General features: G+C 64.3%; 18 protein-coding genes and 1 tRNA gene. 9 read left to right on the forward strand and 10 right to left on the reverse strand.

Annotated elements, in window-relative coordinates:
• On the reverse strand, window positions 1-775 hold a 775-nt coding region (locus ACYU8W_RS06035; protein WP_499467807.1), incomplete at its 3' end, for an ATP-grasp domain-containing protein.
• Between the two features lie 371 nt (window positions 776-1146).
• Between ACYU8W_RS06035 and ACYU8W_RS06040 the strand changes: the two genes are divergently transcribed.
• The 3 genes from ACYU8W_RS06040 to ACYU8W_RS06050 all read left to right on the forward strand — a co-directional run bounded on the left by ACYU8W_RS06040 (window position 1147) and on the right by ACYU8W_RS06050 (window position 2907).
• Entirely contained in the window at window positions 1147-1701 is a 555-nt protein-coding gene (locus ACYU8W_RS06040) for a TetR/AcrR family transcriptional regulator (protein ID WP_499467496.1), read from the forward strand.
• Window positions 1702-1706: 5 nt separating this feature from the next.
• Window positions 1707-2624 carry an SDR family NAD(P)-dependent oxidoreductase gene (locus tag ACYU8W_RS06045; protein WP_499467809.1) on the forward strand — a complete coding sequence of 306 codons (918 nt, stop codon included), beginning with the start codon at window positions 1707-1709 and terminating at the stop codon, window positions 2622-2624.
• 103 nt (window positions 2625-2727) lie between these two features.
• Complete coding sequence (locus ACYU8W_RS06050) at window positions 2728-2907, forward strand: hypothetical protein (RefSeq protein WP_499467498.1); 180 nt, start codon at window positions 2728-2730, stop codon at window positions 2905-2907.
• Window positions 2908-3434: 527 nt separating this feature from the next.
• On the opposite strand, the gene ACYU8W_RS06055 is transcribed toward ACYU8W_RS06050, so the two are convergent.
• Window positions 3435-3977, reverse strand: coding sequence for a hypothetical protein (locus tag ACYU8W_RS06055; protein ID WP_499467500.1), 543 nt, complete (start codon window positions 3975-3977; stop codon window positions 3435-3437).
• A 15-nt stretch (window positions 3978-3992) separates the two neighbouring features.
• On the opposite strand from ACYU8W_RS06055, the gene ACYU8W_RS06060 reads away from it, so the two are divergent.
• Window positions 3993-4322, forward strand: coding sequence for a PcfJ domain-containing protein (locus tag ACYU8W_RS06060; RefSeq protein WP_499467501.1), 330 nt, complete (start codon window positions 3993-3995; stop codon window positions 4320-4322).
• A 79-nt stretch (window positions 4323-4401) separates the two neighbouring features.
• Here ACYU8W_RS06060 and ACYU8W_RS06065 read toward each other — a convergent pair whose 3' ends face one another.
• The 4 genes from ACYU8W_RS06065 to ACYU8W_RS06080 are packed head-to-tail and all read right to left on the reverse strand — an operon-like array spanning window position 4402 to window position 5869.
• Entirely contained in the window at window positions 4402-4599 is a 198-nt protein-coding gene (locus ACYU8W_RS06065; protein ID WP_499467503.1) for a hypothetical protein, read from the reverse strand.
• The gene (locus ACYU8W_RS06070) at window positions 4589-4804 is read right to left on the reverse strand and encodes a hypothetical protein (RefSeq protein ID WP_499467505.1); all 216 of its coding nucleotides are present in this window, start codon (window positions 4802-4804) and stop codon (window positions 4589-4591) included. The genes ACYU8W_RS06065 and ACYU8W_RS06070 overlap by 11 nt, the downstream gene beginning before the upstream one ends.
• A 6-nt stretch (window positions 4805-4810) precedes the next feature.
• Window positions 4811-5632 (reverse strand): ImmA/IrrE family metallo-endopeptidase, encoded by an 822-nt coding sequence (locus tag ACYU8W_RS06075; protein ID WP_499467507.1) that lies wholly within the window; start codon window positions 5630-5632, stop codon window positions 4811-4813.
• A 57-nt stretch (window positions 5633-5689) separates the two neighbouring features.
• The gene (locus ACYU8W_RS06080; RefSeq protein ID WP_499467509.1) at window positions 5690-5869 is read right to left on the reverse strand and encodes a hypothetical protein; all 180 of its coding nucleotides are present in this window, start codon (window positions 5867-5869) and stop codon (window positions 5690-5692) included.
• 181 nt (window positions 5870-6050) lie between these two features.
• On the opposite strand from ACYU8W_RS06080, the gene ACYU8W_RS06085 reads away from it, so the two are divergent.
• Together ACYU8W_RS06085 and ACYU8W_RS06090 are read left to right on the forward strand one after the other, a co-directional pair.
• Entirely contained in the window at window positions 6051-6368 is a 318-nt protein-coding gene (locus ACYU8W_RS06085) for a hypothetical protein (RefSeq protein ID WP_499467511.1), read from the forward strand.
• A 60-nt stretch (window positions 6369-6428) separates the two neighbouring features.
• Window positions 6429-7442 carry an IS481 family transposase gene (locus ACYU8W_RS06090; RefSeq protein ID WP_499467513.1) on the forward strand — a complete coding sequence of 338 codons (1014 nt, stop codon included), beginning with the start codon at window positions 6429-6431 and terminating at the stop codon, window positions 7440-7442.
• Window positions 7443-7879: 437 nt separating this feature from the next.
• On the opposite strand, the gene ACYU8W_RS06095 is transcribed toward ACYU8W_RS06090, so the two are convergent.
• From ACYU8W_RS06095 to ACYU8W_RS06105, 3 genes are all read right to left on the reverse strand, one after another.
• A complete protein-coding gene (locus tag ACYU8W_RS06095; protein WP_499467515.1) occupies window positions 7880-8545 on the reverse strand; it encodes a potassium channel family protein in 666 nt (221 codons plus the stop codon).
• Window positions 8538-9896 carry a TrkH family potassium uptake protein gene (locus ACYU8W_RS06100; RefSeq protein WP_129627508.1) on the reverse strand — a complete coding sequence of 453 codons (1359 nt, stop codon included), beginning with the start codon at window positions 9894-9896 and terminating at the stop codon, window positions 8538-8540. Before ACYU8W_RS06100 ends, ACYU8W_RS06095 begins: the two co-directional genes overlap by 8 nt.
• Before the next feature lie 322 nt (window positions 9897-10218).
• Window positions 10219-10659, reverse strand: a complete 441-nt coding sequence (locus ACYU8W_RS06105; RefSeq protein ID WP_239701838.1) for a hypothetical protein — start codon at window positions 10657-10659, stop codon at window positions 10219-10221.
• A gap of 66 nt (window positions 10660-10725) precedes the next feature.
• Here ACYU8W_RS06105 and ACYU8W_RS06110 point away from each other — a divergent pair, with 66 nt between their 5' ends.
• The 3 genes from ACYU8W_RS06110 to ACYU8W_RS06120 are packed head-to-tail and all read left to right on the forward strand — an operon-like array spanning window position 10726 to window position 11877.
• The gene (locus ACYU8W_RS06110) at window positions 10726-11283 is read left to right on the forward strand and encodes a hypothetical protein (protein WP_239701837.1); all 558 of its coding nucleotides are present in this window, start codon (window positions 10726-10728) and stop codon (window positions 11281-11283) included.
• 45 nt (window positions 11284-11328) lie between these two features.
• Window positions 11329-11475, forward strand: a complete 147-nt coding sequence (locus tag ACYU8W_RS06115) for a hypothetical protein (protein ID WP_168990308.1) — start codon at window positions 11329-11331, stop codon at window positions 11473-11475.
• A 24-nt stretch (window positions 11476-11499) separates the two neighbouring features.
• Window positions 11500-11877, forward strand: a complete 378-nt coding sequence (locus tag ACYU8W_RS06120) for a WhiB family transcriptional regulator (protein ID WP_499467518.1) — start codon at window positions 11500-11502, stop codon at window positions 11875-11877.
• A 141-nt stretch (window positions 11878-12018) separates the two neighbouring features.
• Here the strand turns inward: ACYU8W_RS06120 and ACYU8W_RS06125 are convergent.
• Window positions 12019-12103, reverse strand: a tRNA-Leu gene (locus tag ACYU8W_RS06125).
• Window positions 12104-12405: the final 302 nt, after the last annotated feature.

The following is a 12405-nucleotide window of genomic DNA, read 5'->3' on the forward strand; positions in this document are numbered from 1 at the left end:
CTCCGCGGCGGCGTAGGCATCGATCTCGTCGGACTTGCCACGCATCCGGCGGATCTGCCGACTTGGGCGCAAGACCTCCAGCACTGGCACCCCAGCAGAGCTCAGATATCGGGCCAGACCCGCGCCGGAGCGGGATGAAGTCGCCCCCCAGTCGACCGTTTACCTCGACGACTACCGGGCCGCGGCGCGTGAGTTTAATTTCTGTGTGCGTGATGCCCGCCCGAACTCCCAGGGCGTGTACGGCATGTTTCGCAACCTGAGCAAGGCTGTCAGAGTCAGTGTCGCTCGCGTGGTCACCGGTGGCATGTGCGACCTCCTCAAAGTACGGCAGGAAGCCCACCTCCTTCTGCGTAACCTGCAAGATCTCATGTCCCGTCGCCCAGCTGATCGCATCGACGCTCACCTCGGGTCCGTCCAGGTATTCCTCAACGAGGACGCCACTCTGATGGGGCAGAGTCGAGTAGCGGGCCGCGTCGGCAATAGCAAACGCCTCATCTACCGATGCTGCGTCATGCGCCAGAACAACACCCGCGGACCCGGCGAGCGACCTCGGCTTGACAACCACCGGAAATCCAATTGATTCCGCCGCATCAACAGCCTGCTTCGCGGTGAGTGCGTGGGCATAACGAGCTGACGGTACCCCGGCCTGGGCGAGGCACTGTCGCGTTTGCAGCTTGTCCCGACACCTGCTCGCTGCTGCAACCCCGAGCCCAGGAAGGTCGAGCTGCTCACACGTCGCGGTGGCCTCCGACAGGACCAGTTCGTCCCACGTCAGCGCTCCGACCTAGTCGTAACCGTCGAGAAGCGCCCGGACTGCCAGGGTCATCGCGCCAACGTCACCGGGTTCGACAACACGGATGTCGCTTGCGTATTCGCGCTGCCAGGTTGGCGCCGACGTCAACACCATTGCTACATCATGGATCTCTGTGATCGCATCCATCGCATAACGACGGTACGGTTCACCACCCGACCCAATTACGACGAGTCGCCCCATTGGGACCTGTTGCGTCGTCCAGCGCAGCACGCTAGTTTATGAAGTGAAGTCGTTTCGTATCGAATAATTGAGGTGCAGGGGTGGATGGGTCTGAGCGAGAACGCGGAGGCTCACGGGGTCGTCCGGTCAATGCTGAGTTGGCTCCGGCGATCATGGAGGCGGTGCTGTCGCTGCTGGCAGACGATGGATACGCGCGGCTGACCACTGCTGCGGTGGCGAAGCGGGCCGGGGTCTCGACCGCGACGCTGTACCGTCGGTGGCCCTCGAAGCGCGACCTGCTGCTTGCGGCAGCGGAGCAGATCGCGGACACCGAGGCCGCTGACATCGATACCGGCACCACCGAGGGCGATCTGCGCGAACTGTTCGCTCATAAGCGGCGAGTGCTCTCCGGCCAGATCGGGGCGACGCTGGTCGCGCTCGTCGGCGAATCCGCGCATGACGCGGAACTGGCGGGAATCGTACGCGCGAGCATCTTCGATCCGACTGTGACACACCTGGGCGTGATCCTCGACCGCGCTCAGGCACGTGGCGAACGGACCACCGTCGATCCCGGCACCGCCGCTCATCTGGTGGTCGGGACGATCCTCGCACGCATCGCATTCGGCGACGCCAAGGGCGGATTACTACCGGACAGCGATACGGCACTGCTGATCCACGCCATCGCAGGCAGCTGCGGGCAGTGCCCGGACGGTGGATCGGAGCAGTGACCGATATGGGGCAGACCGTGGTGATGACCGGGGCCAGTCGCGGTATCGGCAGAATCGCAGCCAAGCATCTGCTGCGCGACCATCCTCTGACCCATCTGATGCTGCTGAACCGTAGGGCTTCGCCGGAACTCGTCGATGAACTCCGCGCACTCGGCGGCGGCGTATCGGCCATCGACTGCGACCTGTCATCCATGCAAAGCGTGAGCGATGCCGCGAATACCGTGATCGAGCGGGCGACGGCAGGCGACGTGCCCCCGATCCAAACGCTGGTCTGCAACGCGGGAGCGCAGCACACGAATGCGCACACCGAGACCGTCGACGGTTTCGAGTCGACGTTCGCGGTCAACGTGCTCGCGAACCATGTCCTCATCCGAAGGCTTCACAATCATCTGGACGCGCAGGCGAGGGTGGTGGTCACCGTCAGCGATACGCACTTCGGCGACCTCCGGCACAACCTGGGCATGGTGCCCGGCCCACGCTGGCAGTCCGCGGATACCCTGGCTCGTGTCGGTGCATTCACCGACCTGGGAAACACGGCTGCGGGGCGCACCGCGTACTCCACCAGCAAGCTCGCCGCGATCTACCTCATCCACGAATACGCCCGCCGCTTCCCGGCAGGGCCGACGATCACCGGCTACAACCCAGGATTCGTACCCGGCACCGACCTGGCCCGAGACGCCAACGCCATCTCCCGATTCGCGATGCGACGGATCATGCCGCTTCTGACCGTCACGCCACTGGCGACAACATTGGAACAGGCCGGTCGCTTCCTCGCCGACGCGGTGCTGGGCGAGGTCGAGACACCCAGCGGGGCCTACATCGACCGCGACCAGGTGGCACGATCCTCAGCCGAGTCCTACAACCCGGACCGCGAACGCGAAGTCTGGGAGGCCGTCGAAATTCTCGCAGGTAAGTACATCTGAGACCGGATGGAACCGATCAGGAGGCTGATACTTTCACGACGCCACGTGGTTCCGCCTTCTGCGTGATAGCGCGACAATCAAGAAGTCGGACCGTTTCGAGCACATGCCGGCGCAGACTCGTCTGGAGTTGGAGCCGCACGAGTTCCCCGCGTACGACCGGGTCGTCATCGAGCGCACTTACGGCACCGGCTTCTCGGTGCTCGCCGAGAAGGACGGCGTGGCGACCCGGTTCGAGGGCGGCGCCGAGTTCAGCGACAGACGGTTGAAGGACCTCCTCGGCTGACCGGCCAGACGGCGTCGCACCGTCCGGTCATGTCTGTAGCAACCCTGGAACGAACGCCCACCGAGAATCTCACGCTGCCGCGTGAGATCGCGCCCAACAAGCACGGCCACCCGCGCATCCTGTTGCGCGACACGTCTGTTAAGTCGTGGCTAGATCCTCAATCCGGGTCCTTGACCCCGGCGAGTCACTACCGGACCATCCTGGTGATCCGTCCTGAAGGCCGCTGGTCGATCGTCCATCTCCGAAGTATTCGGAAGCAAGGCGTCAGCAAGAACGGGAAGCCGTGGACTCGGTGGATGACCGGTAGCATCTAAACATTCCGGCTCTGCCGCGACGGTCGCGTCCAGCGGCTCACCATGTCCCGCCGCGCCGGGGCCCGCTGGATGGAGAGCCACTGGGTGCCGATCCCGAAACTCGATTGGCTGGCGACTCAGCTCGGACCGAACGGCTCAAACCTCATCCGCCGGCACGGTCTCACTGAACCGCGGCGGGCTGATGACCTCATGCCGTTGTTCAGCTACTTCGGTTCATTCGACGCCCACTCGCCCGCCCACATCCAACGCGCGATGGTTGGCGCACCGGACCTCCCGACGTTCACCCGCAATCTGTTCGGGGTGCTCCGGTATCGGTCTGACCTGGTGCGCGCAGTGGCGCAGTCCGACTTGAGCACCATCACGGTCGCCCATGCGCTTCGACTCGTTGCGCCGGTCGACTGGATCGTTCAGTTCCTGAACAGCACGACGGTCGAAAACCGAACGGCGTCCAACGTAGGTCAGATCGAGAAGCACCTGCGCAACCTGGACGAGCGCTCGATTCGTCGGTTGTGCCTCGGGCAGCGTGCGCAGATGTGTGACGGCGCCAAGGTCACTCTCAACGGTCTGGGCGACCTGGCACGGTTCCCGGTTGACCCAACAGTGACTCGCGTCGAGTCGTGGGCGGACCTGCACGACAGGCTCACTCGGGCCCAGCGTGACCAGTTGCGCCGGGAACAGATTGAGCGTCTCGGTGGGATGACGCGCGACCTGACAGTCCAGCAGAAGGCTGACGTGCTGAGGGAGTCCATCAGCCATGTCTAGTCGTCGCTCGTGTCGGCCAAGCTTCCCGACGGCTACCGGATCACGGTGCCGCGCACCGCTCTCGATCTCGTCGAATGGGGCGACCGGCTCCACAACTGCATCGGTGGGTACGCCCACGCATGGAATACCGGACGGTCCATCCTGGGGTCGGTGCATCACGGCGAGGACCTCATTGGCGCCTTCGAGTTGGTTCAGCCCGACTCCGGGAACGCCTGGAAGATCGAGCAGATGCTCGGCAAACGCAACCGAGGGCTTGACCCCGAGGTTCGCTCGGCGGTCGAAGAGGCGATGATGCAGGCCGGTGTCGACGTCCCGCAGACGTACTGGGGATCGCGCTGATCGCACAGTCGTCTCCAAAAACCGTTGCAGGACAGTAAGAACCGCCGACCGCTTGAAGCAGTCGGCGGTTCTTGGTCGCTCAGGCTGCGACCAGGGACCGTTGGAACGCGATGACCGTGCCGGTGGATGTCACCGCGAATACCGGGTCGTTGGACGATTCCGGTTCGACGACGAACCCACCGTCCGGTGCGGGGCGCACGGCATACCGTCCGTTGAGTGCGATCCGGTGGTTGTAGGCGTACCGCTGGACCAGGGTGAGTGCGCGCTCAGAGGTCATCGTCACCAACCCCCGCCAGTGCCGGCTCGTCGTCGTCCTCACCGAACGCGGCGATCTTCTCCTCGAGCTCGTCCTCGGAGTCAGCCAGCAGCGTTGTGATCTCACCCGTTGTGGGGTTCTCGACCTGCGCGACGAACTCCGGTCGCACCTCTTCGTCGGGGGCGACCTGCTCTTCACGGGCCTTGAGAAAATCCATGAAACCCATGTCCGGTCAGCTTTCTGTTGTAGTGGATTCTGTTGCGTTCCAACCCGCTTCGTCGGCGAACTTCTCGTACGACTTGGCGGCGTGGTCGATGGCGGCGGTCACCGTCTTGGTGTCGCCACGGCTCCAGCCGGCGATGTATCCGGGGCTGAATGCTTCGCAGTCGGAGGAGGACAGCCCGCCCTCACGGCGCAGCAGATAGCTGAAGGCCTCGGCCTCCGACTCCATCCGGCCCCGGTGGGTCGCGTAGTCCGCGGCATCGTCGTCGACGTGCCCACACGCGACGTGTCCGATCTCGTGCGAGGCGGCCTGCACCTTCTGCTCGACGCTGAGGCGCGAATCCACGACGACGCTCTTCGACCTCGGCTCGACGTAGGCCATCGTGCCCTTGAGGGTCACCGGGTCGCAGCCGGGAATCTCCTTCTCCTCATACGAGTAGCCCTTGGACACCACCCAGTCACGCATCCCGTCGAGCATCTCCTGGGTGCCCCCGATGGCGGGCCGGCTCGGGTGCTGCGGCACCGGGTCACCGTCGGTCTGCGTCACATCGAACACCGCGCACGGCGTCGTACCGACCATGACCTTGCGCCGGACCGTCTTGTCCGGGTCGTCCTTGTCCTGGACGCTGATCCACTTGGTGACCGGCGCCTGGATGTAGAGGGCCGAACCCTTACCGGAGGTGATCTTGCGTCCGGCCGCGTTCCACGCCTTCGCGCCCCGCGCGTCGATCGTGCCCATCCGGGCAAGCACCTCGTGGACGTCGGTGATGCCTTCACGGCGGGCGACCTGCACCGCGGCAAGCAACTGGTTGTTCGTCGACCAGCGCGACATACCGTTGGCAGCGCGTGCGTCCAGGTAGGCGGTGAGCTGACCCGACTCGACTAGCTGCTACACCGCGTTCGACAGATCAGCCTGCATCGCCTTCAAGCGGGCATCCCGGTCCAGCGCGCCGTAGTTGCCGGACTGCGACGCCTCCATCGACAGGTCGGTGTCTCCTTCGCCGGCAACGCGCCCCGCGAACCGGCCCCTGGCGTCGTGCAGGGTACCGGTGGCGTCGATAGTCGTCATCGAGTGCAACCCGTCTGGGCACGAGCGGCGTAGCCGTGAGTGGTCATCGCGCGAACTCCGTTCTGTGTAGGCGGTGGTACCCGTAGGAATGGCGGCGGAGTGTTTCCCCCTGATGGCGGGCGACCGAGCACAGGCCCTGGAAACGAACGGTGCGACACATTGGACGTCGCACCGCTCAGACATGCCTCTTGAACAAACCCTCGACGCCGCCCTGGCTGCTGATCTCGCCCTCGCCGAACGAGCCACCGGCCGACTACGGCGCATTCGTCAGCGCCGGATCGGCAAGACCGCGCAGACGATCGTGTTGCTGCGTATCTTCAACATCGAGCACTACATCGCCTGGGTCCACACCACCCGCGACGCGATCAAAGCCGGCGTACTGTCCGAGCTCGAACTCACCCAGGCAGCCGCACACCGCTTCCGTTGGCGCCGCGACCTCCACCTCGGTCTAGCTGTTCTGTCCACGGACGTTAGTTACGGCGAGTCGACTGGAAAGTGAGGAAGACCTCCGGGTGAGGTGTGGAGCTACCACGCACTCACATTCACCACGGAGGTCTTCATGTCCCACGCTAACGCGACGCTCACACCGGCTGGCCGGCTCCGCTTGGCCAAGCTCGTCGTCGATGAGCAGTGGTCCTACGCGCACGCTGCTGAACGGTTTTCGGTCAGCATCACGACCGCACGCCGCTGGGCGTTGCGGTACCGGGAACATGGCCCGGCAGGGATGACCGACCGATCCTCACGACCACACCACTGTCCCCACCAGTTACCGCGGCGCACTGAACGCCGGATTATCAACCTGCGGGTGACACGCCGGTGGGGTCCGGCCCGTATCGCCTACCACCTGGGGTTGAATCCCTCGACCGTGCACCACGTGCTGCGCCGGTACGGCTGCCCGCGACTGAAGTGGACCGACCCCGCGACCGGGACCCGCATCAAGGCATCCTCACGCGACAAGCAACGGTATGAACACCAGGCACCCGGTGACCTGGTGCATGTCGACATCAAGAAACTCGGGAAGATCCCCGACGGCGGTGGGTGGCGCATCACCGGACGCGGTTCGGCTCAGGACCGACGTGCCGGCGTGGCCCGTGACCGTGCCGCACGTCAGGGCGCATCATCCTCGCGTGGCTACGTCTACCTCCACCACGCCGTCGATGACCACTCCCGGCTGGCCTACTCAGAGATCCTCAGCGATGAACGCAAGGAGACAGCCGCAGCGTTCTGGAAGCGTGCCCAACAGTTCTTCGCTCGCCATGGCATCACCGTCAAAGCGGTCCTGACCGACAACGGCGCCTGCTACCGCAGCCGGTTATGGGCCAAGACGCTCGGCACGCGCATCAAACACCGCCGTACCCGCCCCTACCGTCCGCAAACCAACGGCACGGTCGAACGCTTCAACCGGACCCTGCTGGAGGAATGGGCTTACGCGTGCGCTTACACCTCAGAAGCCGACCGCCGTGCGACCTACCCCGAATGGCTCCATCACTACAATCACCACCGCGGCCACACCAGCCTCAAGGGCCAATCACCCATCGACCGCGTGCCTAACCTCTCCGGACAGAACATCTAGGCCGATTATGAGCAGCAGTCCGCCCATACGGCATGGGCGATGCGGAAGACGTCGCCGCCGACCTGCGGGAAACCTGTCACTACCAGGTAGGCGCGATGGTCCCGCGCGTCGGTCGATACGAACTGTCGGACCTCACCTACGCTGCAGCCGGGATCTGTCCAGCTGACCGGTTCTGATGGCGTGAGCCGAACGTACTACGCGTACGATACGTCTTGCACATATGCGGTTCCAGCGGCTACCGCACGCGTCGTATGGCTACCTGGCTACCGGTTTCAGTCGCAGTGTTACGGCGTGTCGGATGCGAGTGGCGGGGTGCGCAATGGACGCCGGATCGCGACTGCCACGACAAATCAGCAGGTCACAGCACAGACACGGGCGTTTTCCTCATCGCCACCTGAGAAAAGACGTGGTGTGCGAGGGTCCATTGTTCGCGGTCACTACTGGTTGGAGAACGCTTCGACCTTGCGGCGCTCGCCGGAGACGATGATGAGATGCCCGTCCTCGACCACCGTCTCGGCGGTCGCGTGGGTGAAGTCCTTGCCGGTGGCCTTGACGCCGACGACCGTGACGCCCCATTTCGAACGGACTGCTGCCTCCGCGAGAGTCTTGCCGAGAATGCTGCGCGGTGGGCGTGTACGAACGATGGCGAATCCATCGTCGAACTCGATGTAGTCCAGCATCTTGCCGCGCACGAGGTGAGCTGTACGACGGCCCATTTCATGTTCGGGGCGCACGACGTGCTCAACCCCGACCTGCTCGAGGATCTGCGCTTGGGCCTTGGTGGTTGCCTTGGCCCAGATATGCGGTACGTGCAGACCGCGCAGGACGAAGGCTGCGAGCACACTTGCCTCAAGGCTGGACCCGATGGCAATGACGGCCCGGTCGAACTCATGCACAGACAGCTGGCGCATGGCTTCTGCGTCGGTCGCGTCGGCCTGAACGACGTGGGTGAGCCTGCCTGCAACAGCTTGGACAGGGCGCGGGTCTGCGTCGATGCCCAGGACTTCGATGCCATCACTCTCGAGCTCCAGCGCAAGAGATTTGCCGAAACGGCCGAGTCCGATGACGACGACTCCGCCGCCAGCTCCGATGCGCTTAGCCAATGAGGGGCCATCCTTCCGGGTAGGTGTATCGGCGTCCGCGCTTGCGCAACGCCAGAGCCGACACTAGGGTCACCGGCCCCAACCTCCCCAGGAACATCAGGGCAGCCAATACAAACTGACCCGATTCCGGCACCTGGGCAGTGATTCCGGTGGACAACCCGACCGTCGAGAAGGCACTCGTCGTCTCGAAAAGCACGTCGCGGAAGGGCAGACCGGTGAGTTGAGTGAGGAGCATGGTCGATCCCACAACGGCAGCAACCCCCAGTAGAGCCACGGTGATGGCCTGCCGCACAGTGCGATCGCCGATCCGCCGGCCGAACGCGACCACATCATGCTCGCCACGAACCTCGGCAACGATGACGAAGAATAGGACGACGAACGTGGTGACCTTCAGTCCACCGGCGGTGCCGGCCGATCCACCTCCGACGAACATCAGCATGATTGTGCCGAGCAACGTCTCGTCGGTGGCCTGCCCGTAGTCCCAGGCGTTGAAACCCGCGGTACGCGGCTGCACGGCGTGGACGAAGCCGGCCAGCAGCTTCTGCGCTGGATTCAGTGTTCCGATCGTCGCGTCATTACCCCATTCGCTGAGCGTCATGAACACGGTTCCGCCGACGAGAAGGATCGTGGTCATGAAAAGTGTGAGTTGGGTGTGCAACGACCAGTGCCTGCGTGCACGGCGACGCAGGAGTTCGAGCAGGACGGGGAATCCGAGGCCGCCGATGACGATGGCCACGACGATCGGGAGTTGAATCCAGGGGTCGGTGAGGTAACTCATGAGGCTGTCGCTGAACAGCGCGAACCCGGCGTTGTTGAAGGCCGACACTGCGTGGAATCCGCCGAGTCGCAGAGACTCCAAGAAGCCGAAGCCGTGGCCGAGCCAGAACCTGAGTGTCAGGGCAAGAGCGACGACTGCCTCGACGATGACGGTGATTCTGAAGACTCCCACTAGGACGGTGCGAACGTCGCCGACCCCGCTCTTTGTTTCGGCAGCCGCTGCGATTCGGCTGCGCAGACCTAGCCGCCGGCCGATGAACAGCACCAGCAAAGTGGTCATCGTCATGAATCCGAACCCGCCGACCTGGATGAGTCCGAGGATGACGGCCTGGCCGAAACCGGTCCAGTAGGTCGCTGTGTCCACGGTGACGAGGCCGGTGACACACACTGCACTTGTGGAGGTGAAAAGTGCGGTGACGAATGGTGCGCCTCCATCACCGGTTCGTGCCATCGGGAGCATGAGGAGCAGGGTGCCGATGGTGTTGCCCACCGCGAATGCCGCGACCACGGTCTGCGCGGGGTGACGCAAGAGTCGGGAGCGGGGGGTGGCCCGGGCACCGGTGTCGGAGAGCATCGTCGGTGAGAATGGCACAGCAGCCTGGCCTCCGTCCACTGGGCCCTCGTCCTGTTGAAGTAGCGCCCGATCTCCACAGGCCGAACGCGCCCATCCGCCTGGGATCCCGCGCTCAAGCCTGGCGGGGAGCAAGGCCGTGTTCTTGACGCGGGACACGACCTACCCCGAACGGCTCCATCACTACAATCACCACCGCGGCCACACCAGCCTCAAGGGCCAATCACCCATCGACCGCGTGCCTAACCTCTCCGGACAGAACATCTAGCGGTCGCCTGAACGTTGCCCGCCGAGTCCGCGACACCACAGACCTGTCCGCTGTTCGCTAGGCCGCTGCGTTCCTTGGCAAGGAAGCGACTCGCGTCGCCAGGCCGATGACCTTGACGTGCAAACCGGTCTTCCCATCGGTGTCGACATAGACCCTACGGATCTGCAGGTCGACGACGGACTGCTTGCTTGAGATGAGCCCACCGGCGACGATGCCGTCGAGGGCGTCCTCCATCAGATCCAGTGCCGAGTGCCCGTTCGTAGGGTAGGCCGGGCTCTTGGGAAAAACGCCGTGCGCCCCGTAGTGCATCGCCGGCCGCTTCACACCGTGCGTCAACTCAACCCGCACCGGCCCGATGACCGACCGCCCCTTGCGGTACTTCACGCAACTCGCAGCGATGTGCCCGCACCACGCTTCGCGGCTTTGCGGTTGACGCAGCGGAAGACGCGGGACACGGAAAGAGGCGGTGCGTAGCGGAATGACTGTGGCGTTTGACATGCCGCCCACGGTGCGACGCGGATGACGTCCCGAGGTACCGGCCCGGGGCTGTCGCACCGTGCTGATATGGAACAGGACAACACCTACATTCCGAAGCGCGCACGCAACCTCGTCGCGCTCTCGGTCACCCACAGTCCCCCGACCCCTCCGACTCTCGCCTTCTGCTCAGCCCAGTGGTTCGAGTCGTTCGACGGCGATCGTCTCGCTGATGCCATTGAGATGATCACCTTGCTGGAGACCCATGAGCTGCTCGTCACCTGGGGTGGACTCGCTCCGGTCAGGGATGCCGCTGAAGCCCACGGGATCGCGCACCCGTTCAGTCAGAAGAAGCCGACCGGCGAGATCGCCGTCAAGGCCCACTCCCGCGTGCTCGACCTGGCCGCAGCCACGGGCTCCGAACCGACCACGCAGGCACTGTGGTCGTACCTGGCCGCGAACGTCCGGGACGGAGTCATGGAGAACCTGGCGACCCGTCCGGAGGACCGGCGCACACCCGAAGCCGTGGCGGAAGCGATCCGCACCTCGGCCGTCGCGCATATTCTCAACGAGCGACCCGCTGCGCTGTCCTCCATGTCCGAAGGTATTAGCAGCGGGTCGCTCGCATCCGGAGACGGCGATGACTGACACCTCGATGTAGCCGTCACCGCAGCCACCGTCTCGACCGACGACGTGGTTCAGCCACCGGTGCTACGTGTACTCGACGGATCCGATCTGAATGAGGACCTCGACACCACGACCGAGCGCGGCATCTACGACTGGGAAGCCGAGGGCGACTTCGACCGCCGGCATCTGACCCTCGTTCCGACCGCGGACTGAACCGCGCGTCGCACCGTCACGAACATGGAACTTCGAACCGCTGCGCGCACCCTGCCTGGAACGACGCGCCCTGCCGCGTCACCTTCGGTCGAGGAGCGCTGGCCGGACCGGCACGTCCCGGCCGAGGTCGCGCACATGCGCAGCAACGCCCTGCAGTGGGCGTGCTCTGGTCATCCGCAGCCCGAGATCTTCTTCCCGAACACCAACCGCGACCTGTCCGCAGCCAAGAAGATCTGCTCGGACTGTCCGGCCAAGCTGATGTGTGGGCGCGCCGGCGTCAAGTCGCTCGAGTCCGGAGTCTGGGGAGGAACGTTGCTGCACAACGGCGTCCCGAACAATCGTCTCTTCACTCGGGAGTACCCCGGTGCAGGACGTAAGAAGGCCACAACACAGTCCGCCTGACAAGCAACGACAAAGCCGCTCAAGCCACGTGCTGAGCGGCTTTGTCGTTGCGCAACCATCACCACCTAGAAGAATCCCGCGCCATCGCGCGGGATTCCTCGCCTAGACCCTGATCTCCGTAGAGAGGGGGTTTAAGGGTTGTGTCCGGAGGGGGACTTGAACCCCCACGCCCGTTAAAGGGCACTAGCACCTCAAGCTAGCGCGTCTGCCATTCCGCCACCCGGACGAGGTGAGTGGCCGGCCGATTTCCCGGCTGGCCAACAGCCCGAAACATTAGCACGCGGACCCCGAAACTCCCGCATCGACCGTGTCCGGGCGCTCTTGCTGGACCCTTGCTCGAGTGAACCTCATATTTCACGCAGGGCACACCCACAGCTACCTCCACCAAGCCGGGGTTCTCTGTCAACATGGCGAAGTCGGGGTTCAACTTCGAAAAGATGATCGGCAAGACAATCGCAAGCACAGCTCCGGTTCCCCCGAAGCCACTGGACGAACTTGCGGGCGACGGGCTCGCGGAAACTTCGATCC

This window comes from Yimella radicis, assembly GCF_054778255.1.

What these genes read in the sequence shown, in the direction of transcription:
- ACYU8W_RS06040 (WP_499467496.1), top strand. Translation starts at nt 1,147, where the DNA reads ATGGAGGCGGTGCTGTCGCTGCTGGCAGACGATGGATACGCGCGGCTG.
- ACYU8W_RS06045 (WP_499467809.1), top strand. Translation starts at nt 1,707, where the DNA reads ATGGGGCAGACCGTGGTGATGACCGGGGCCAGTCGCGGTATCGGCAGA.
- ACYU8W_RS06050 (WP_499467498.1), top strand. Translation starts at nt 2,728, where the DNA reads ATGCCGGCGCAGACTCGTCTGGAGTTGGAGCCGCACGAGTTCCCCGCG.
- ACYU8W_RS06055 (WP_499467500.1), bottom strand. Translation starts at nt 3,977, where the DNA reads ATGGCTGATGGACTCCCTCAGCACGTCAGCCTTCTGCTGGACTGTCAG.
- ACYU8W_RS06065 (WP_499467503.1), bottom strand. Translation starts at nt 4,599, where the DNA reads ATGACCTCTGAGCGCGCACTCACCCTGGTCCAGCGGTACGCCTACAAC.
- ACYU8W_RS06070 (WP_499467505.1), bottom strand. Translation starts at nt 4,804, where the DNA reads ATGGGTTTCATGGATTTTCTCAAGGCCCGTGAAGAGCAGGTCGCCCCC.
- ACYU8W_RS06075 (WP_499467507.1), bottom strand. Translation starts at nt 5,632, where the DNA reads ATGTCGCGCTGGTCGACGAACAACCAGTTGCTTGCCGCGGTGCAGGTC.
- ACYU8W_RS06080 (WP_499467509.1), bottom strand. Translation starts at nt 5,869, where the DNA reads ATGACGACTATCGACGCCACCGGTACCCTGCACGACGCCAGGGGCCGG.
- ACYU8W_RS06085 (WP_499467511.1), top strand. Translation starts at nt 6,051, where the DNA reads ATGCCTCTTGAACAAACCCTCGACGCCGCCCTGGCTGCTGATCTCGCC.
- ACYU8W_RS06090 (WP_499467513.1), top strand. Translation starts at nt 6,429, where the DNA reads ATGTCCCACGCTAACGCGACGCTCACACCGGCTGGCCGGCTCCGCTTG.
- ACYU8W_RS06100 (WP_129627508.1), bottom strand. Translation starts at nt 9,896, where the DNA reads ATGCTCTCCGACACCGGTGCCCGGGCCACCCCCCGCTCCCGACTCTTG.
- ACYU8W_RS06105 (WP_239701838.1), bottom strand. Translation starts at nt 10,659, where the DNA reads ATGTCAAACGCCACAGTCATTCCGCTACGCACCGCCTCTTTCCGTGTC.
- ACYU8W_RS06110 (WP_239701837.1), top strand. Translation starts at nt 10,726, where the DNA reads ATGGAACAGGACAACACCTACATTCCGAAGCGCGCACGCAACCTCGTC.
- ACYU8W_RS06120 (WP_499467518.1), top strand. Translation starts at nt 11,500, where the DNA reads ATGGAACTTCGAACCGCTGCGCGCACCCTGCCTGGAACGACGCGCCCT.